Genomic DNA, 17626 nt, shown 5'->3' with positions numbered 1-17626 from the left:
GCCCCATTGCAAACTTTTGGTTTACACAGACTATAGCAATCACGGTCTACCGGGGCGGCGGGACGAGGTCGATACTCACCCCATCAACTACTTGGAGATCGACATGACTGCACACAACCTCACTGGCAAAGTCGCCTTGATTCAAGGCGGTTCCCGCGGCATCGGTGCCGCCATCGTCAAACGCCTGGCCGCGCAGGGCGCAGCCGTTGCCTTTACCTACGTCAGCTCGGCCGCAAAAGCCGAAGCGTTGCAAAACAGCGTGATCAGCGCAGGCGGCCAAGCCCTGGCGATACAGGCCGACAGCGCCGATGCCACAGCGATTCGCGCCGCCGTCAACGCCACCGTCGACGCCTTCGGGCGCCTGGATATCCTGGTCAACAACGCCGGGGTGCTGGCCATCGCGCCACTGGAAGACTTCAAGCTGGAAGACTTCGACCAGACCCTGGCGATCAATGTGCGCAGCGTGTTCATTGCCACGCAGGAAGCGGCCAAACATATGAGCGAAGGCGGCCGCGTGATCAATATCGGCAGCACCAATGCCGAGCGCATGCCGTTCGGCGGCGGCGGGCCGTACGCAATGAGCAAGGCGGCGCTGGTGGGGCTGACCAAGGGCTTGGCGCGGGACCTGGGGCCGCGTGGCATCACGATTAACAACGTGCAGCCTGGGCCGGTGGACACCGATATGAACCCGGCGAATGGCGAATTTGCCGAAACATTGATCGGGTTGATGGCAGTGGGACGTTATGGCCACGTGGAGGAAATTGCCAGTTTCGTGGCGTATCTGGCGGGGCCGGAAGCCGGGTATATCACGGGTGCCAGCTTGACCATCGATGGTGGCTTCAGCGCCTAAGGGGTTGGAGAACAGCACAACCCAATGTGGGCGCTGGCTGGCCTGCGATGGTGTCCTCAAGGTCGCCATCGCAGGCCAGCCAGCGCCCACATTTTTTGACGGTGTTGAGTCAGCGCATAGGTGGGAGGCCGTAGGCGGCCAGGTCAAAGTCAGCGAGTTTGCGGATGATCTGGTCGGCATGCGCGTACTTGCTGTCGGCCATGGCTTCATCCGGCACGGCGATGGCCGTCATGTTGGCCGCTTTTGCGGCCGTTACCCCAAACGGTGAATCTTCGAACACCAGGCAATCTTCTGGGGCTACGCCCAAGCGGCGCGCAGCGGTGAGGAAGATATCCGGTGACGGTTTGGCGGCGCCGACTTCCGGGTCGTCAGCGGTGACGATGGTGCCGAACAGGCCAAACCATTCGCGGTGCAACGTGGTTTTGTGGCCAAACGAATGACGCGACGAGCTGGTGCCCACCGCAATCGGGATGTTATGCGCGTTCAAGTGCCGCACCAGCGCTTCGGCGCCGGGCATGCCCAAGGCCTTGGGGAAACGCTCGCTCATCAGCGGTTCGCGAATTTTCAGAAACTCCGCCGGCGTGATCGGTAAGTCCAACGCTTTCACCACATAGTCGGCCAGGTCCTGCGCACCTCGGCCGATGATGTGCTGCTTGATCCCCCAGTCATAGGTGCGACCGTAACGTTCGGCGATGATCTGCGTGACTTCGGTGTAGATGCCTTCAGTGTCCAGCAACAACCCGTCCATATCGAAAATCACGGCCTTGATTGGACCGACTGCAATACGCGGTGCATTCATCACAACAGAACCTTGGGGGAAGGACTAAAAGGATTCAGCACAATAACGGTCATGGTTGCCTGCAAGCAACCGTTGCGACCGCCACAGCCCTTCCCCCTCAGGCCTTACTCAGGGAAATCCGCGCCCTCAGTGACCGCGGCCCAGGCGTCAAAATCAGCACTCAACGCCTCGACCTTGGTGCGCGCAAAACCCAGCGCAGCCTTGCCCAACAACAGGCGCAAGGGCGGTTGCTCGGCTTCCACCGCCTTGACGATGGCATGCGCTGCGCGCACCGGGTCACCGGGCTGCTTGCCGCTGTAGTTACGCACGCGGCTGGTACGCGCCGCGGCTGTGTCGCGGTAGTCATCAATGGCGTGAGGCGCCTCATTGGCTGAACGCCCGGCCCAGTCAGTCCGGAAGGGGCCCGGCTCGACCAGCAGCACCTTGATGCCCAACGGGGCAACTTCCTGGGAGAGCGCCTCGGACAAGCCTTCCACCGCGAACTTGGTGGCGTTGTAGAAACTCAAGGACGGGAACGCAGCAATCCCGCCTACCGAGGAAATATTCACCACCGTGCCCGAGCGACGGGCGCGCATGCTCGGCAACACGGCACGGGTCATGGCACTGAGGCCCCAGACGTTGATCTCGAACATGCGGCGCACTTCATCCAGGTCGCTTTCTTCAAACGCGCCGAAATAGCCGATACCGGCATTGTTGACCAACACGTCGATATGCCCGAAGCGGGCCTGAGCCGCCTGCACGGCCGCCTCGACCTGGGCCTGGTCTGTCACGTCCAGCGCCAGTACCAGTGCCTTGTCTTCATGCCCGGCAACAATGTCTTGTACCTGTTGCGGGTTGCGCGCAGTGACCACCGTCGGGTAACCCAGACTCAAGGTGTGCAGCGCCAATTGGCGGCCGAAACCGGTGGAACAACCGGTGATAAACCAGACAGGTTTTGCAGTTGAATCGGTCATGAAGGGGCCTTCCTCGTGGGTGTAGAAAAAGTATGCGCGCCAGCGTTCGTGTGAAAAAGATGCATAATCCACAAGACCCTTTCGGAAAAACCACACAATGGACACGCCTGATTTTCAGCAATTGCGCCTGTTCCTGCAGGTTGCACAAGCCAGAAGCTTTACCCAGGCCGCCGATGCGGTGAGCCTGTCGGTGTCGACCGTCAGCCAGCGCGTCGGCGCCCTGGAAAAACAGCTGGGCGTGCGCCTGCTCAATCGCACCACTCGCAGTGTCAGCCTCACTGAAGCCGGTGCGCAGTTGCTGGAAAAAATCACACCGCTGCTCGAAGAGCTGGAAACCAGCCTGCACAGCGTCGCCGCCGCCACCGTCGAGGCCAGTGGCACCCTGCGCCTGAACGTGCCCTCCACCGCCAGCCGGATGGTGCTGCAACCGTTGCTGCAGGGTTTCTTGCGCGCGCACCCGGGGATCAACCTGGAAGTGGCCGTGGACAATGCCCTGGTGGATATCGTCGCCCAAGGCTTTGACGCGGGCATCCGCTATGACCACGTGCTCGCCGAGGACATGGTGGTCATACCGGTCGCCCGGCAGCTGCGCTTTGTCATCGTCGCCACGCCGGGTTACTTGCAGGGGCGCAAAATCCCGACCCATCCTCACGACTTACTTGAGCACGACTGCGTCAACTACCGCAGTGCCCAGACCGGTTTGATGCACCGCTGGGATTTCGAAAAAGACGGCAAGCCGATGCGCGTTACGGTCAAAGGCCGGCTGGCCACCAATGACATCGAACTGATGATCAAGGGCGCACTGGACGGCTTCGGCTTCGCGTATGTGGCGCGCTCCAGCGTCGAGCCATATTTGCGCAGCGGTGAATTGGTGGAAGTATTGGGCGACTGGATCACGCACAGCGCGTTGTATTTGTACTACTTCAACCGCACTAATACGCCGAAAAAACTGCGCGTGTTTATCGACTACCTGCAAGCACAACTCGGCGCCTGAGACGGGCCCACCTTAAAAGCGAACCCACACATGTTCTATCGCGTTGCCGCCGACAGCCTGGTGCTGTTTCACCTGTGTTTCATCCTCTTCGTGCTGTTCGGCGGGCTGCTGGCGCTCAAGTGGCGGCCAGTCATGTGGCTGCACTTGCCCGCTGCCGCCTGGGGCGTGGCCGTGGAAGTGTTTCACCTGCCCTGCCCGCTGACTCGCTGGGAAAACCTGTTTCGCCACCTCGCCGGGCAGGACGGTTATGGCGGCAGGTTTATCGAGCATTACATCGTCACGCTGATCTACCCGGCCGGGCTGACTCCGAACATTCAACTGGTGCTTGGCGCGCTGGTGTTGCTGATCAATATCGCGGTGTATGTGCGCCTGATCAGACGGGCGTAGGCAGGCAGCCAAGGTCGGCCAATGTGGCTTCCACCGCTTGTTTCAGCGGCGTGTGCGGTTCCTGCCCCAGCGCCGCAACCAGTCGCCTGTTATCGAGCAGCAGCGGGGTTTGCCACAGGTAACGCATCTCCAGCATCTCGCGGACGGTGACGACAAAGGGCGCGATGAGTTTCATCAACCACCACGGGAAGCGGCCTACGCGGGGTTGATGACCCGTCCTGCGCAGCACCACACGCTGGATCGCCCGGGTCATCTGCGTGCCATCGGTGTCCACGTGCCCCGCCATATGAAAGCGCGCGAACGCATCAAGGCTTGCCCGGCGCTCAATCAACTCGAGCATGGTGCGCGCCACATCCGGCAAGTACGCCCATTGGTGCGCCACACCCGGCGCGCCCGGATAACTCACGGCGTGCACCGGCTTGCCGGGTTTGACCAGGCCTTGGGCAAACCAGTTGTTGGCCACGCGGGCACCGAAAAAGTCCCCGGCCCGCACGATCAACACCCGCGCGCCCTGGCGGGAAGCCTGTTCCAAGCGCTGCTCCAATTGCACCCGGATCGCGCCCTTGCGGGTTTGCGGGTGTTGCGGCGAGTCTTCGTGCAGCACGGGAAATGCGTCCGGACCGAAGTTGTAGACCGTGCCGGGCAACACGATGGTCGCGCCCTCGGCGATGGCCGCCGCCACGGTGTTGTCGATCATCGGGATCACTAATTCAGCCCAATTGCGATAGCCCGGCGGGTTGACCGCATGCACGATCACCGCACAGCCATGGGCGGCAGCGAGGACTTCCTGACGATTGAGCGCGTCGCCCTTGATCCAGGAAAAGCCCGCGTTCTCACGCCGCGCCTTGTCCACATCACGGGTCAACGCACACACCTCCCAGCCCGCCGCGCGCATCTGCCGCGCCACTTCGCCGCCAATCCCGCCCGTTGCACCCAGTACCAGAACTTTGCTCATGACCTTCTCCCACGTTGTTGGTGAGGCCATTTTGTGTGCAGCGTGGCTATAGATAAATTGCCGAAGAGCATCCAGCCGCTATACATTTATGCATGGCCGCAAATATTGGTTGGGAGCTTTACCGATCGTTCCTTGGTGTACTCAAGGAAGGTTCGTTGTCGGGGGCCGCACGGCAGCTTGGCATCACACAGCCCACGGTCGGTCGGCACATTGCCGCGCTTGAAACGGCGCTGGGCGTGGTGCTTTTTACCCGTTCACCGACGGGGCTGTTGCCAACTGCGGTGGCGCACACCCTGCGCGCCCATGCTGAAACCATGGAGCGCACCGCCGCCGCCCTGGAACGCGCGGCGTCTTCTCAAGGCGATGAAGTGCGCGGGGTGGTGCGGGTCTCGGCCAGTGAAGTGATCGGCGTGGAAGTGCTGCCGCCGATCATCACCGCGCTGCGCCGCCAGCACCCGCACCTGCGGGTTGAACTGATCCTGACCAACCGCCTGATCGACCTGCTGCAACTGGAAGCCGACATCGCCGTGCGCATGGTCCGCCCCAGCCAGGAGCAATTGCTGGCGCGGCGTGTCGGCTTGATCGAAGTAGGCCTGCACGCCCGCGATGATTACCTGCAAGCACACGGCATCCCTGTGCAAATGCAGGACTTGGTCAGCCATTCCGTGATCGGTTTCGACCAGGAGAACGCGTTTATCCGCAGCCTGGCCATCAAGGGCTTTGAACGCAGCGCCTTCGCCATCAGCAGCGACAGTGACCTGGCGCAACTGGCGCTGATCCGCGCGGGTGCCGGTATCGGCGGCTGCCAGGTGCAACTGGCCAAGCAGAACCCACGCCTGCACCGGGTGCTGCCTGAAGGTTTCGCGTTCAAGATGGACACCTGGGTGACCATGCACGAAGACCTGCGCAACAGCCCGCGCTGCCGGGTGACCTTTGATGCGCTGGTCGCAGGTTTGCAGCATTACGTACAGGCTTGAGACAGCTTGGTTGGTAAAGAATCAGTCTCCCTCATTCCGTTCGTAGACGCCCCCATGTCCGAAGCCTTCGAAGTCCCCAGCCCCCACGAAAAACACATCGAACACACCACCGAACATGCGCACGGGCGCGGTGACAATTTTGCCAGCCGCATCGCCGTGATGACCGCGCTGATGGCCACCCTCGGCGCCATGCTCAGCTACCAGGCCGGCTCCACCGAAAGCGAAGCGGCGATGGACAAGAACAACGCCGCCATCATCAAGACCGAAGCCGCCAACCAGTGGAACTACTACCAGGCCAAATCCAGCCGGCAGAACCTGGCCGAACTGGCCACGCATATTCCCGGCGTGGACGCTGCGCATTACAAGGATGAGATCGAGCGTTACAAGAGCCAGAAGGAAGACGTGCGCAAACAGGCCGAAAAGCTTGAGGCGACCTCCAAGGAATGGGATCAGAAATCCGAAGAGGCGCTGCACCAGCATCACCGTTGGGCGCAGGCGATGACGGCGATTCAGATCGCGATTTCGTTGGCGGCGATTACGTTGCTGACGCGCAAGGAGTGGCTCAAACGCATGTCCTATACCGCTGGCGGGGTCGCCGTGGTGCTGGGTGGCCTGGCGTGGTTGCACCTCTGACAGACTGATCACAGTCAAAAATGTGGGAGCTGGCTTGCCTGCGATGGCGGTGGGTCAAGCAGCATTAATGTTTGCTGTGCCACCGCTGTCGCAGGCAAGCCAGCTCCCACATGGGCTCTGCGGTGTTTTCGGAGTTGGGTTCAGCCATCACATCGCTATATAGTAAAACGCATAACGCCTGATGCTGTTCAATGCGAGGGGAAACCGGTGACTGCACAACCCAAAGAAGCCGTGGGCGCCGCCTACAGTATCGACTCCATGCGCTACGCCCAGGCCATGACGTGGCAAGCCATCGACCACCTCGCCCAACGCATTCGCCCCGGCATGCTTGAATCCCAAGCGCGTGAGCTGGGCAAACAGGTGCTCGCCGAGCTCGACATGCAACGCATCTGGCATCCGCTGCTGGTACGGTTTGGCGCCAATACCCTCAAGGCTTTCAACCAGCGCTCGGACGGCGACCCGGTGCTGGGTGAAAACGATATCTTCTTTATCGACATGGGCGCCGTCTGGCAAGGCCACGAAGGTGACGCCGGCGCTACCTTCACCACCGGCAACGACCCTGAAATGATCGCCTGCGCCAGCGCCGCCAACGTACTGTTCGACCGCGTACAATCGCGCTGGAAAAATGACCAGGTCGTAGGCCTTGAGCTGTACCGCTACGCCGAGGAACACGCCAAGGCCATGGGCTGGCAACTGAACCTGGACATCAAGGGCCACCGCGTCAGCGACTTTCCTCACGCGATCCACCGTGGCGGCGACCTGGGGGATTTCGAGCATTGCCCGAACGCCGGGCTGTGGATCCTGGAAATTCAGATTGCCCACCCGAGCAAGCCCTACGGCGCTTTTTACGAAGACCTACTCGCTTAAGGAATACCCATGGAACACTCCACCCAATTCCCCGTGCTGTTGTTTTCCTACGGCACCTTGCAAGACAAGGCCGTGCAACTGGCCAACTTTGGCCGGGAACTGGTCGGCCAGCACGACGCGATGCTCGGCTATTCGCAAAGCTGGGTCGAAATCACCGACCCCGAAGTGCTAGCCACCAGCGGCAAGACGCACCACCCGATTGTCGCGCCGACCGAAGAACAGGCTGCCAGCGTTGAAGGCATGGTGTTTCAGATCAACGAGCAGGAACTGGCGGCAGCCGATGCCTACGAGGTGTCGGACTACAAGCGTGTGTCAGTGGCATTGGCTTCGGGCCTGACAGCGTGGGTCTACGTGCAAGCCTGAGATGAAATTAAGGGCAATTGATTTCAATCTGCCACTGTGCAGATTAAAGTGGCGCCCCCTCGAGAATTGAATCTCGAGGGTCAGTCCATGGAGTTACACAGTGAAGTACGTCAGTAAAGTGGTTGCAGCAGCTGTTCTCGGTTTTACCCTCGCAGGCTGCACCGGCACCGCCATCAAATCCCCGCAGTACGACAGCAGCCAATACACCGTTTTGGGCCACAGTGAAGCCAGCGCTACCGGCATCATGTTGTTCGGCGTCATCCCGATCGGCCAGAACAGCCGCTTCGTGCGCGCCCAGACTGCGGCCATCAAGGCCAAAGGCGGCGACGCGCTGATCAACACCCAAGTGCAGGAAAACTGGTTCTGGGCCTGGGTACTGAGCGGTTACACCACCAAAATCTCCGGTGATGTGATCAAGCTGAAAACCGCGCAATAAGCAGGAAGTTGTCAGGGCCTTGAGCCCGACAAGCGACGTATCATGGGCCAGACCTTCGAGGACGGCCCATGAACCTCAGTATCTTTTACGCACTCGCCGCTGCCGCGCTGTTCGGCGCCAGCACCCCGCTCGCCAAAACCCTCGGCCTGGGCCTCTCGCCCATACTGCTCGCCGGCCTGCTCTACCTCGGCAGCGGCGTCGGCCTCGCAGGCGTGCGCCTGATCCGTGATCATGGCTGGAAACCCACCGGGCTCACCCCGGCGGAATGGCCGTGGCTGATCGGCGCCATCGCGTTCGGCGGTATCCTCGGGCCGGTGGCACTGATGTTCGGCCTGACCCGCACCGCCGGCACGACCGCCTCGCTGATGCTCAACCTTGAATCGGTGTTGACCGCCGTCATCGCCTGGCGGGTGTTCAGAGAAAATGCCGACCGGCGCATTGTGTTCGGGATGATCGCCATTGTGCTGGGCGGCATGGTGCTGTCCTGGTCCGACGCCGGCGGCGCCAGCCACGATTGGCTCGGGCCGGTGGCCGTTGCAGTCGCCTGTTTGTGCTGGGGCATCGATAACAACCTGACGCGCAAGGTGTCTGCGGCGGACGCATTGTTCATCGCCGGCGCCAAAGGTTTGATTGCCGGGGCGGTGAACTGCAGCCTCGCGCTGTACCTCGGGGCGCAGATGCCGGGTGTGGCGCAGCTGGCGCCGATCTTGCTGGTGGGGTTTTTCGGGTACGGCATCAGCCTGGTCATGTTTGTCCTGGCCTTGCGCGGGCTGGGCAGTGCGCGCACCGGAGCGTACTTCTCGACGGCGCCGTTCCTTGGGGCGGCGGTTGCCCTGTTGGCATTCGGGGAGTCGGTGACGGTGGCGTTCTGGATTGCGTCGGCGCTGATGGCCGTGGGCGTGTGGTTGCACCTGACAGAGCGGCATGCGCACGAACATCTGCATGACGCGACGGAACACGGGCATCGGCACGTGCATGATGAGCATCATCAGCATGAGCATGGGTTCGAGTGGGACCCGGCGCAGCCACATAGTCACGTGCATGTTCACAGCGTGATGAAGCATAGCCATGCGCACTTTCCGGATGTGCATCATCGGCATCGGCATTGAGGCACCGATTTGAGCAACGTCCTACAGCCCATTCGGAAGCAGCTCGCTCCTGTTTTTCAAAGACCAACCTTATAGTCGCTCGGTCGCTGTGTGAGCGGCCGGGTTTGGCGACTCGACTACAAGACGGAATGCAAACAACGCTATGCCAGGCAACGGCCGTTTTTGGCCGTAGCGGGTGAAAAAGCGTCGTGGTTATTTATCTTTGTCTTAATGGAGTCACTCATGAACCAATACATGGCCCTTACCAGCAACGACAGCGCCACACCGGCACTTTTTGTCGATACCACTGCACCGCTGGAAGTACTCCTCGACGCCGCGAGTTATCGGCTGCAGGCCGTCACCCAAGTGCTTGAGAACCTTGCACTACGTAGTGAGATAAGTAGTGATGCAGTGGTGCTCAGCGATTTTGCGTTGCTCTGCTCAATTCCGCTGCGAGACGGGTGCGACTTGCTGGATGTCATTGCGCGGCGGATGGACATGCCGCGCGCATGATCTAAGAACGCTACGCTTTCAAACTCCACAACCCCCAGGTCTCTGCAGAAACCTGGGGGTTTTGTTTGCCTCGTATTTGACGCCATGTCCCTCGCTTTAGAATTCAAGGGCTCGCCTATACACTGAGCTGCAATGGCACCTGCGGGATTCCCCTCGATTCAGCCCTGACTCAAACAACAAGACCTTATAAAAATGAAAATAGTGTTCATCGCTACGCTGGGAATGTTATCGCTCATTCAAACACCCCTCTCCTTCGCGGAAAATACCAATGGGAAAAACCTGTTCTTACAGCGATGCGCCATGTGCCACGGCGCTGATATCAAGGGAACAGGACCATTAGCGCATAAGAGCAATCCGCCTACGCCTGATTTGACAACGCCTGCTTTCAAGAAACGACTGAGTGATTATCCGGGCGTTATTGTATCGTCGGTAATACTTCGGCCGAATGGAGACTTGATTCCGAGAACGTTGCGGGACAATGGTGTGAAGGTGCCGCCCCATGCCTGGACGGTTAATGATTTTCGCGATTTGAATCAATATATGAGTGGCGCTATTTTAAAAAAATGATGTTTTTTTAAACAGCAATCCAAGTATCAATTACTTTGTCATTTGCCAAGTAGATGGGGATAACTCTCGCAAAACAAGCTCTCTCACCGAGCGAGCGTGTGAGGGCCTGTATCAAATAAGCGGCCTTATTCGAATTCAGCGTTCAGCCACTATAAAGTTCTTTTATCGCCTTGCTGATAACGGCCTGCCGTTTACAAATCGAAGCGGCGCATGGCCAAGGTCTACTGCCGTCAATTGCAGTTTGTCAGAAGCGTTCTAACTTCGATCTATCTCAAGCGCCAGCGCCCAGCGCTTAAAGGGTGCTATGCCCGCCAAACCCAGCACATCAAAAAACACCCATTTGCGAGTTCGTACCGAAAAAGCCTGAACGGCTTGCCCCGGGGTAAGGCTCTGAGCATTGCTGATCGATATGAGCGCACCAGACATGCTTCCTACATAAGGCGAATTTGCGGGGTCAAGCAGACCGACTTGCAACGTCCCGCAAGCATCCGGAAGGACTAGAGATAATGTTTCACCCGTTTCCAGGCGCCCTTCGACCTTACCGTCAAACAAGATTGCCAGCGCAATAGCTTGACCATAAGCGCTATCAAACAGGCCTTTCTTGCGATGAATTGTGATATCCATGCGCTGTCCTGAGAGTGCTCGATGCACAAAGTGTAGTTGTAGGTTTACGACGCACCGGGGGCAAGGGCACTGAGGACTGAACGCCGCTGACTTGTGATAGCTGAATAGCCGCTTGGGTGGGATCAGTCACACATAGACAAAGTCGTCAGCGGCAGATGGATCGGCCCTGCCAATTCAGTTATTGGCTGTACTTATGTACCCACCTAGCACACCCGTCCCATGGAGATAATTTCCAGACACCAGAAACCACAAACCCCCGACTTTCTCTAGGAAAATCAGGGGTCTGTGTTTACTTAATGTGGCGGTGAAGGAGAGATTCGAACTCTCGATACAATTTCTTGTATACACACTTTCCAGGCGTGCTCCTTAAGCCACTCGGACACTTCACCGTATCTCGTCAAACCAGTTCAGTCTGTCGAGGCGCGCTAATGTAGTCGAAAGCCTTTCTGATGGCAAAGGTTTTTTTCAGAATTTTCATGCGCTTAGACGGTTATGCCGTTACCCACCCAGCGAGTGACGGTGAATCTGCCATTCTCGGGCGTCGGCGGTACGCGTTTGGTGGGGCTGCTGCGCCCTGCTCCGGGCCGTCTACCCTTGGGGATGCGGGAAAAGTCTGACTGGGTAGTCAGTCACGGCGCTTTACCGGGGCGGGCGTGGTGGGTAACGTCTGCGCATGCGCTTCTATAAACAGCCTATCTATAACAAATCCTACAAGGAACCGCGTCATGAGTGAGTTGATTGCCTACCACCTCGAAGACGGTATCGCGACCCTGACCTTGAGCAACGGCAAGGTGAATGCCATTTCTCCGGCGGTGGTCAGTGAGTTTAATGCGGCACTGGATCAGGCCGAGAAGGATCGCGCGGTGGTGATCATCACCGGCACGCCGGGGATTCTGTCGGGCGGTTATGATTTGAAGGTAATGACGGCCGGACCTAAAGAGGCCATCAGCCTGGTGACGTCGGGCTCGACGTTGGCGCGTCGCCTGCTGTCGCACCCGTTCCCGGTGATTGTGGCGTGCCCTGGGCACGCGGTGGCCAAAGGTGCATTCCTGCTGTTGTCGGCCGATTACCGCATTGGTGTGGAAGGCCCGTTCAGCATTGGCCTGAATGAAGTGGCGATCGGCATGACCATGCACCACGCCGGTATCGAGTTGGCGCGGGATCGTCTGCGCAAGTCGGCGTTTCACCGGTCGGTCATCAATGCCGAAATGTTTGACCCGCAAGGTGCCTTGGGAGCCGGCTTCCTGGATAAAGTGGTTGCGCCAGAAGAGTTGCACGCGGCGGCCCTGGAAGCGGCGCGCCAATTGAAGAAGATCAACATGAACGCCCATAAGCACACCAAGTTGAAGGTGCGCAAGGCACTGCTGGAAGCCTTGGATGACGCGATCATTCAGGATCAGGGCCATAACCTGATCTGATGCCTTACCCAAGTTGTGCCAAAGCCCGACCTTGAGTCGGGCTTTTTCTTACAAAAAAAGCGGACACTTCTTAAACCGCTCTAGCTGGGCGTTGCCGGCACACGTTGAAACATGTGCTTAAACATCGCCTATCTCCTACGTCTGTAGGGGCAATTGCCGAATACAGTGCACATCCGTACACTGCGCCACCTTTTGTCCCGATGGGCCGTGTCGATGCTTTTTCTGTTACGTATGTTGTTGATGGGCCTGCACTTTATGGTTTCCGGTGTGCTGGGCGTACTGCTGGGTATCTGTCGGCCGTTCAACCCGGATAACAGTCGCTTGTGCGCTCGCCTGTATGGGTTGCCTGCGATGTGGATATTGCGACTGAACGTGAGGGCGGACGTTGACTCGCTGCGTAATAAGCCCGGCACGTGCGTGATCATCGCCAACCATCAGTCCAACTACGACCTGTTTGTGCTGGGCACGGTGGTGCCGCATCGCACGGTGTGCATTGCCAAAAAAAGCCTGAAATGGGTGCCGCTGTTCGGCCAGTTGTTCTGGTTGGCGGGCAATGTGCTGATCGACCGGGGCAACGCGCACAAGGCGCGGCGTGCGATGCTCACCACGACGCGCACTTTGCAGCATGAAGACACATCGATCTGGGTGTTCCCGGAAGGTACACGCAACTTGGGCAAAGGGCTGCTGCCGTTCAAGAAAGGCGCGTTTCATATGGCGATTGCGGCGGGTGTGCCCATCGTGCAGGTGTGTGTCAGCAACTACGTCACGCACATGCAGCTTAATCGCTGGGACAGCGGTGATGTGCTCATACGCTCGCTGCCGCCGATTCCTACCGTAGGACTGACTTCGGATGACATCCCGGCGTTGATGCAGGCGTGTCAGAAGCAGATGGATGCGTGTATTGCACAGATGGACCGCGAACTGCAGACCGCTTGGGCACCCGCGCCTTTGTGATTTTTTGCAGGCACGTTGCACCTGCGCACAAGTAAGCGTGCTCGCCACAAAAAGCGTGTCTGCATGAGCAACAAGGGAACGCCATTCACGCTAAGCTGCCCAACACCTGTCCTCCCAATAAGAAGCGATCAGCACCATGGGTAGAGTTGTTGCGGCGGCCGTCTACAGCGCCGGAAAGAAAGTCACTGATATCACCCTCGATGAAGGCGCAGCCTGGGCCGCCAAGCCCGATCACTTTGTGTGGATCGGCCTGGAAGAGCCCAGCGCTCAAGAGCTGGCCAACCTGCAACGCCAGTTCAACCTGCACGAACTGGCCATCGAAGACGCCCTCGAAAAACACAGCCGCCCCAAGCTTGAAACCTTCGGTGATGCGCTGTTTATCGTCACCTACTCACCGGTGCGCGAGAACGGCAAGCTGGAGTTTATCGAAACCCATATTTTTGCCGGCAACGGCTACATCATCACCGCCCGCAACGGCCACTCGGCGTCCTACGGCTTTGTGCGCCAGCGCTGTGAGGCGCGGCCGCTGTTGCTGGAGCACGGGGAAGATTTCGTACTCTATGCGCTGCTGGATTTCGTCACCGAGAATTACCAGCCGGTGAGCGAAGCGATCCACGCCGAAATTGATGAGCTGGAGCGCAATGTGCTGTGCAGCTCGCTGAGCGAGCGTGATATCCAGAACCTCCACGGCCTGCGCCGCGACGTGCTGCGGCTTAAACGCTACGTGGCGCCGATGGTGGAGATCAGTCAGGAACTGCAAAAGCTGAGCTTCCCGTTTATCGACAAGAACATGCGCCCATATTTTCGTGACGTGCAGATCCACGTAACACGGCAGATGGAAGACCTCACCACCTTGCGCGATATCGCCAGCCAGACGATTGAGATTGGTGTATTGCTCGAAGCGTCGCGCCAGAGCGTGGTGCAGCGCAAGTTCGCCGCGTGGGCGGCGATCCTGGCGTTCCCCACCGCAGTGGCGGGGATTTATGGGATGAACTTCCAGAACATGCCCGAGCTGCAATGGCATTACGGCTACTTTGCGGTGCTCGGGTTTATTGCGGTGGGCTGCACCAGTTTGTGGGCCAGCTTCAAGCGGTCGGGCTGGTTGTAAATCAACGCCGGCGAGCCGGCCCCCGCCTCAAGCGTGATTCAGGCCACGTCGGCTTCTGGCTTGTGCGCCACAAAACGCATCATCCATTCCGCCACGGTTGCGCCGTGGTGGTCACGCGCCAGACTGGCCACGCCGTTGGTGTAGATCTTTTCGCCCAACGTTGTCTGAAGAATTTCCAGCAGCTCGCGGGAATAATCGTGGATGAATTCCGGGTGGCCCTGGAAACACAGCACCTGGTCTTCAATGTGGTAAGCGGCGTACGGGCAGAAATCGCTGGAGGCAATCACGGTAGCGTTTTCCGGCAGGCTGGTGACCTGATCCTGATGGCTGATCAACAAGGTCAGCTCTTCCACCACCGGGCTCATCCACGGCGCCTTGGCATTGAGCTTGTAGTCGTGGATGCCCATGCCCCAGCCCTTGCTGGCGCGCTCCGTCTTGCCGCCCAACAGCAGCGCGAGCAATTGGTGGCCGAAGCACACGCCCAGCAACTTGTCGCCGCGTTCATAGCGTTCAAGCAGGTAGATTTTGAGGGTCTGGATCCACGGGTCGGTGCCAAAGGAATCGGCCTTGCTGCCGGTGATCAGGTAGGCGTCAAACGCCTCGTCATCCGGCGGGTATTCACCCTGAACCACGTTGTACACCACAAACTCGGCAGCGATCGGCTGCTGGGAGAACAGGCGCTTGAACATCTGCCCGTACCCTTGGTATTGATCGATCAAGCCTGGACGCAGGATATCGGTTTCCAGGATACAGACGCGTAGCGACATAAAAAATACCTGACACGGTGATGGGAATAATGCACACCCCAGAGCCTGCCTTGAAACACCCCTGCAAAGCAAGTCTCGCCAAGTGCCTCAATGTGGGAGCGGGCTTGCCTGCGATGGCGTTATATCGGCCGAAATCTGCATTGGCTGACACACTGGTATCGCGGACAAGCCGGCTCCCACCTTGGTTTTCCATGATTCAGGATAGGGCGTTTCGGTCAGGCGAATATGTCTCCCTGCGCTGCTTTTTCCAGCAGCAGAGCCGGGGGCGAGAAGCGCTCCCCATACTGCTCGGCCAGGTAGCGCGCCCGGGCGATAAAGTCGTTCAGGCCGTACTGGTTGATAAACTGCAGCGCGCCGCCGCTCCACGCGGCAAAGCCAATGCCGAAGATTGAGCCGACGTTGGCGTCAGCCGTCGACCTCAACACGCCCTCCTCCACACAACGCACGGTTTCGATGGCCTGGATAAACAGCAAACGGTCGCGCACATCCTGTGGCGAAATTTGGTTGTCGGGCTGTTCAAAGCGCGCTTTCAGCTCCGGCCACAGGTGTTTCTGCGCCCCTTGGGGGTAGTCGTAAAAACCACCGCCCGCCGCCTTGCCCGCGCGTTTGTACTCATTCACCAACAGGTCGATCACCTGGGTCGCGGGATGCGTCGGCGGCGCCTTGCCTTCAGCCTGTAGATCTTTCGCGGTTTGCTGGCGGATGTGGCTCATCAAGCTCAGCGACACCTCATCCGACACCGCCAACGGCCCCACCGGCATGCCGGCCTTGCGCGCTTCGGTTTCGATCATCGGCGCGGCCACGCCTTCGCCGAGCATGGCAATGCCTTCGTTGGTGAAGGTGCCGAACACCCGCGAGGTGAAAAAACCACGACTGTCGTTGACCACGATCGGCGTTTTCTTGATTTGCAGAACGAAATCAAAACCTCGGGCCAGGGTTTCGTCGCGGGTGTGGGCGCCCTTGATGATTTCCACCAGCGGCATCTTGTCGACCGGACTGAAAAAATGCAGACCCATGAACTTGCCTTGATCGGGCACGGCGTTGGCCAGGCCGCTGATGGGCAAGGTCGAGGTGTTGGAGGCGATGACCGCGTCGCTGCCGACCACACGTTGCGCGGCGGCCGAGACCTTGGCCTTGAGTTCACGGTCTTCGAACACCGCTTCGATGATCAGGTCGCAGCCGGCCAGGTCGGCGTCGTCTTGCGTAGGATGGATCCGCGCAAGGGTGACGTCGCGCTGTTCGGCGGTCAGTTGCCCACGGCTGATCTTCTTGTCCAGCAGCGCAGCCGAATGCGCCTTGCCCTTTTCCGCCGCGGCCAGGCTGATGTCCTTGAGCACCACTTCGATGCCCGCACTGGCGCTGACATAGGCGATGCCCGCGCCCATCATCCCCGCGCCCAGTACGCCGACTTTGCGCGTGACGTGCGGCGCAAAACCTTGTGGCCGTGAGCTGCCGGCGTTGATTTCATTAAGCTGGAACCAAAAGGTACCGATCATGTTTTTCGCCACCTGGCCGGTGACGAGTTCGGTGAAGTAGCGCGTTTCGATCAGGTGCGCCGTGTCGAAATCCACTTGGGCGCCCTCCACGGCGGCGCAGAGGATTTTCTCCGGGGCCGGGAAGCAGCCATGGGTTTTGCTGCGCAAAATCGACGGCGCAATCGCCAGCATTTGCGCCACTTTCGGGTTCGACGGCGTGCCGCCCGGGATCTGATAAGCCTTGTTGTCCCACGGTTGCCTGGCCTCGGGATTGGCCAGAATCCAGGCGCGGGATTTGGCCAGCAACTCATCGCGATCCCTCGCCAGCGCATTGATCAACCCGGCTTGCAGCGCCTGCTGCGGCCGCACTTTCTTGCCTTCCAGCAAATACGGCAGGGCCTTTTCCAACCCCAGCATGCGCACCATGCGCACTACCCCGCCGCCGCCCGGCAGCAAGCCCAAGGTGACTTCGGGCAGGCCAAGTTGTGTCGCGTTGTCGTCCAGCGCAACACGGTAATGGCACGCCAGGCAAATCTCCCAGCCGCCGCCCAACGCCGCACCGTTGATGGCGGCCACCACTGGCCTGCCGAGGGTTTCCAGACGGCGCAGTTGGGCCTTCAACACCACCACGCCGTCGTAAAATTCCGTGGCGTGGGCCTTGTCGACTTTGATCAATTCATTGAGGTCACCGCCGGCAAAAAAGGTTTTCTTCGCCGAGGTGATCACCACCCCGGCGATGCCGTCCTTTTCTGCTTCCAGGCGCGCGACTGTGGCCGCCATGGCCTCGCGGTACACGCCGTTCATGGTGTTGGCGCTCTGGCCGGGCATGTCGAGGGTCAGCACCACGATCTGGTCCTGGCCTTTTTCGTAACGAATGGCGTCGGTCATGACAGGTTCC

General features: G+C 59.4%; 20 protein-coding genes and 1 tRNA gene. 14 read left to right on the top strand and 7 right to left on the bottom strand.

What is annotated here, in order from left to right; all coding sequences use genetic code 11:
* Positions 1-103: 103 nt before the first annotated feature.
* Entirely contained in the window at positions 104-850 is a 747-nt protein-coding gene (locus tag AACV02_RS22375; protein WP_106576276.1) for a 3-oxoacyl-ACP reductase family protein, read from the top strand.
* Between the two features lie 109 nt (positions 851-959).
* Here the strand turns inward: AACV02_RS22375 and AACV02_RS22370 are convergent, their stop codons facing one another.
* Together AACV02_RS22370 and AACV02_RS22365 are read right to left on the bottom strand one after the other, a co-directional pair.
* A complete protein-coding gene (locus AACV02_RS22370; RefSeq protein ID WP_106576275.1) occupies positions 960-1649 on the bottom strand; it encodes an HAD-IA family hydrolase in 690 nt (229 codons plus the stop codon).
* Between the two features lie 104 nt (positions 1650-1753).
* Positions 1754-2602 carry an oxidoreductase gene (locus AACV02_RS22365; RefSeq protein WP_119742071.1) on the bottom strand — a complete coding sequence of 283 codons (849 nt, stop codon included), beginning with the start codon at positions 2600-2602 and terminating at the stop codon, positions 1754-1756.
* A 97-nt stretch (positions 2603-2699) separates the two neighbouring features.
* On the opposite strand from AACV02_RS22365, the gene AACV02_RS22360 reads away from it, so the two are divergent.
* Together AACV02_RS22360 and AACV02_RS22355 are read left to right on the top strand one after the other, a co-directional pair.
* Positions 2700-3596, top strand: a complete 897-nt coding sequence (locus tag AACV02_RS22360; RefSeq protein ID WP_119742069.1) for a LysR family transcriptional regulator — start codon at positions 2700-2702, stop codon at positions 3594-3596.
* Between the two features lie 30 nt (positions 3597-3626).
* A complete protein-coding gene (locus AACV02_RS22355; protein WP_119742067.1) occupies positions 3627-3983 on the top strand; it encodes a DUF2784 domain-containing protein in 357 nt (118 codons plus the stop codon).
* Here the strand turns inward: AACV02_RS22355 and AACV02_RS22350 are convergent.
* Positions 3970-4938, bottom strand: coding sequence for an NAD-dependent epimerase/dehydratase family protein (locus AACV02_RS22350; RefSeq protein ID WP_119742064.1), 969 nt, complete (start codon positions 4936-4938; stop codon positions 3970-3972). The genes AACV02_RS22355 and AACV02_RS22350 overlap by 14 nt on opposite strands.
* 92 nt (positions 4939-5030) lie before the next feature.
* Between AACV02_RS22350 and AACV02_RS22345 the strand changes: the two genes are divergently transcribed.
* From AACV02_RS22345 to AACV02_RS22310, 8 genes are all read left to right on the top strand, one after another.
* Positions 5031-5915 (top strand): LysR family transcriptional regulator, encoded by an 885-nt coding sequence (locus AACV02_RS22345; protein WP_119742062.1) that lies wholly within the window; start codon positions 5031-5033, stop codon positions 5913-5915.
* A 54-nt stretch (positions 5916-5969) separates the two neighbouring features.
* Entirely contained in the window at positions 5970-6548 is a 579-nt protein-coding gene (locus tag AACV02_RS22340) for a DUF4337 domain-containing protein (protein ID WP_119742060.1), read from the top strand.
* Between the two features lie 207 nt (positions 6549-6755).
* Positions 6756-7415: a M24 family metallopeptidase gene (locus AACV02_RS22335; protein ID WP_119742058.1), complete on the top strand. Its 660-nt coding sequence runs from the start codon at positions 6756-6758 to the stop codon at positions 7413-7415.
* A gap of 9 nt (positions 7416-7424) precedes the next feature.
* Entirely contained in the window at positions 7425-7778 is a 354-nt protein-coding gene (locus AACV02_RS22330) for a gamma-glutamylcyclotransferase family protein (RefSeq protein ID WP_106576264.1), read from the top strand.
* A 100-nt stretch (positions 7779-7878) separates the two neighbouring features.
* Positions 7879-8214 carry a hypothetical protein gene (locus AACV02_RS22325; protein WP_106576263.1) on the top strand — a complete coding sequence of 112 codons (336 nt, stop codon included), beginning with the start codon at positions 7879-7881 and terminating at the stop codon, positions 8212-8214.
* 68 nt (positions 8215-8282) lie between these two features.
* Positions 8283-9323, top strand: a complete 1041-nt coding sequence (locus AACV02_RS22320; protein ID WP_119742056.1) for a DMT family transporter — start codon at positions 8283-8285, stop codon at positions 9321-9323.
* Between the two features lie 222 nt (positions 9324-9545).
* A complete protein-coding gene (locus AACV02_RS22315) occupies positions 9546-9815 on the top strand; it encodes a short-chain dehydrogenase (protein WP_106576259.1) in 270 nt (89 codons plus the stop codon).
* 192 nt (positions 9816-10007) lie between these two features.
* A complete protein-coding gene (locus tag AACV02_RS22310) occupies positions 10008-10382 on the top strand; it encodes a c-type cytochrome (protein ID WP_177410066.1) in 375 nt (124 codons plus the stop codon).
* Positions 10383-10637: 255 nt separating this feature from the next.
* Here the strand turns inward: AACV02_RS22310 and AACV02_RS22305 are convergent, their stop codons facing one another.
* Positions 10638-11006 carry a hypothetical protein gene (locus AACV02_RS22305; RefSeq protein WP_119742054.1) on the bottom strand — a complete coding sequence of 123 codons (369 nt, stop codon included), beginning with the start codon at positions 11004-11006 and terminating at the stop codon, positions 10638-10640.
* Positions 11007-11305: 299 nt separating this feature from the next.
* A tRNA-Ser gene (locus AACV02_RS22300) sits at positions 11306-11395 on the bottom strand.
* 336 nt (positions 11396-11731) lie between these two features.
* Here AACV02_RS22300 and AACV02_RS22295 point away from each other — a divergent pair.
* The 3 genes from AACV02_RS22295 to AACV02_RS22285 all read left to right on the top strand — a co-directional run bounded on the left by AACV02_RS22295 (position 11732) and on the right by AACV02_RS22285 (position 14486).
* Positions 11732-12424 carry a crotonase/enoyl-CoA hydratase family protein gene (locus AACV02_RS22295; RefSeq protein ID WP_119742052.1) on the top strand — a complete coding sequence of 231 codons (693 nt, stop codon included), beginning with the start codon at positions 11732-11734 and terminating at the stop codon, positions 12422-12424.
* A 213-nt stretch (positions 12425-12637) separates the two neighbouring features.
* Entirely contained in the window at positions 12638-13378 is a 741-nt protein-coding gene (locus AACV02_RS22290; RefSeq protein ID WP_119742050.1) for a lysophospholipid acyltransferase family protein, read from the top strand.
* A 136-nt stretch (positions 13379-13514) separates the two neighbouring features.
* On the top strand, positions 13515-14486 hold the full coding sequence (locus tag AACV02_RS22285; protein WP_058420797.1) for a magnesium and cobalt transport protein CorA: 972 nt from the start codon (positions 13515-13517) through the stop codon (positions 14484-14486).
* Positions 14487-14524: 38 nt separating this feature from the next.
* Here AACV02_RS22285 and AACV02_RS22280 read toward each other — a convergent pair whose 3' ends face one another.
* Complete coding sequence (locus AACV02_RS22280; protein ID WP_119742048.1) at positions 14525-15253, bottom strand: amidotransferase; 729 nt, start codon at positions 15251-15253, stop codon at positions 14525-14527.
* Positions 15254-15468: 215 nt separating this feature from the next.
* The gene (locus AACV02_RS22275) at positions 15469-17616 is read right to left on the bottom strand and encodes a 3-hydroxyacyl-CoA dehydrogenase NAD-binding domain-containing protein (protein ID WP_119742046.1); all 2148 of its coding nucleotides are present in this window, start codon (positions 17614-17616) and stop codon (positions 15469-15471) included.
* Positions 17617-17626 lie beyond the last annotated feature (10 nt).

It is taken from the genome of Pseudomonas sp. Larv2_ips, assembly GCF_963879675.1.
Taxonomy (GTDB): Bacteria; Pseudomonadota; Gammaproteobacteria; order Pseudomonadales; family Pseudomonadaceae; genus Aquipseudomonas.
The sequence above is the reverse complement of the archived record's forward strand: the minus strand, read 5'-3'. Positions and strand labels throughout refer to the sequence as shown.

Coding starts and splice junctions, on each gene's coding strand:
- AACV02_RS22375 (WP_106576276.1), top strand. CDS start 104: ATGACTGCACACAACCTCACTGGCAAAGTCGCCTTGATTCAAGGCGGT.
- AACV02_RS22370 (WP_106576275.1), bottom strand. CDS start 1,649: ATGAATGCACCGCGTATTGCAGTCGGTCCAATCAAGGCCGTGATTTTC.
- AACV02_RS22365 (WP_119742071.1), bottom strand. CDS start 2,602: ATGACCGATTCAACTGCAAAACCTGTCTGGTTTATCACCGGTTGTTCC.
- AACV02_RS22360 (WP_119742069.1), top strand. CDS start 2,700: ATGGACACGCCTGATTTTCAGCAATTGCGCCTGTTCCTGCAGGTTGCA.
- AACV02_RS22355 (WP_119742067.1), top strand. CDS start 3,627: ATGTTCTATCGCGTTGCCGCCGACAGCCTGGTGCTGTTTCACCTGTGT.
- AACV02_RS22350 (WP_119742064.1), bottom strand. CDS start 4,938: ATGAGCAAAGTTCTGGTACTGGGTGCAACGGGCGGGATTGGCGGCGAA.
- AACV02_RS22345 (WP_119742062.1), top strand. CDS start 5,031: ATGGCCGCAAATATTGGTTGGGAGCTTTACCGATCGTTCCTTGGTGTA.
- AACV02_RS22340 (WP_119742060.1), top strand. CDS start 5,970: ATGTCCGAAGCCTTCGAAGTCCCCAGCCCCCACGAAAAACACATCGAA.
- AACV02_RS22330 (WP_106576264.1), top strand. CDS start 7,425: ATGGAACACTCCACCCAATTCCCCGTGCTGTTGTTTTCCTACGGCACC.
- AACV02_RS22320 (WP_119742056.1), top strand. CDS start 8,283: ATGAACCTCAGTATCTTTTACGCACTCGCCGCTGCCGCGCTGTTCGGC.
- AACV02_RS22315 (WP_106576259.1), top strand. CDS start 9,546: ATGAACCAATACATGGCCCTTACCAGCAACGACAGCGCCACACCGGCA.
- AACV02_RS22310 (WP_177410066.1), top strand. CDS start 10,008: ATGAAAATAGTGTTCATCGCTACGCTGGGAATGTTATCGCTCATTCAA.
- AACV02_RS22305 (WP_119742054.1), bottom strand. CDS start 11,006: ATGGATATCACAATTCATCGCAAGAAAGGCCTGTTTGATAGCGCTTAT.
- AACV02_RS22295 (WP_119742052.1), top strand. CDS start 11,732: ATGAGTGAGTTGATTGCCTACCACCTCGAAGACGGTATCGCGACCCTG.
- AACV02_RS22290 (WP_119742050.1), top strand. CDS start 12,638: ATGCTTTTTCTGTTACGTATGTTGTTGATGGGCCTGCACTTTATGGTT.
- AACV02_RS22285 (WP_058420797.1), top strand. CDS start 13,515: ATGGGTAGAGTTGTTGCGGCGGCCGTCTACAGCGCCGGAAAGAAAGTC.
- AACV02_RS22280 (WP_119742048.1), bottom strand. CDS start 15,253: ATGTCGCTACGCGTCTGTATCCTGGAAACCGATATCCTGCGTCCAGGC.
- AACV02_RS22275 (WP_119742046.1), bottom strand. CDS start 17,616: ATGACCGACGCCATTCGTTACGAAAAAGGCCAGGACCAGATCGTGGTG.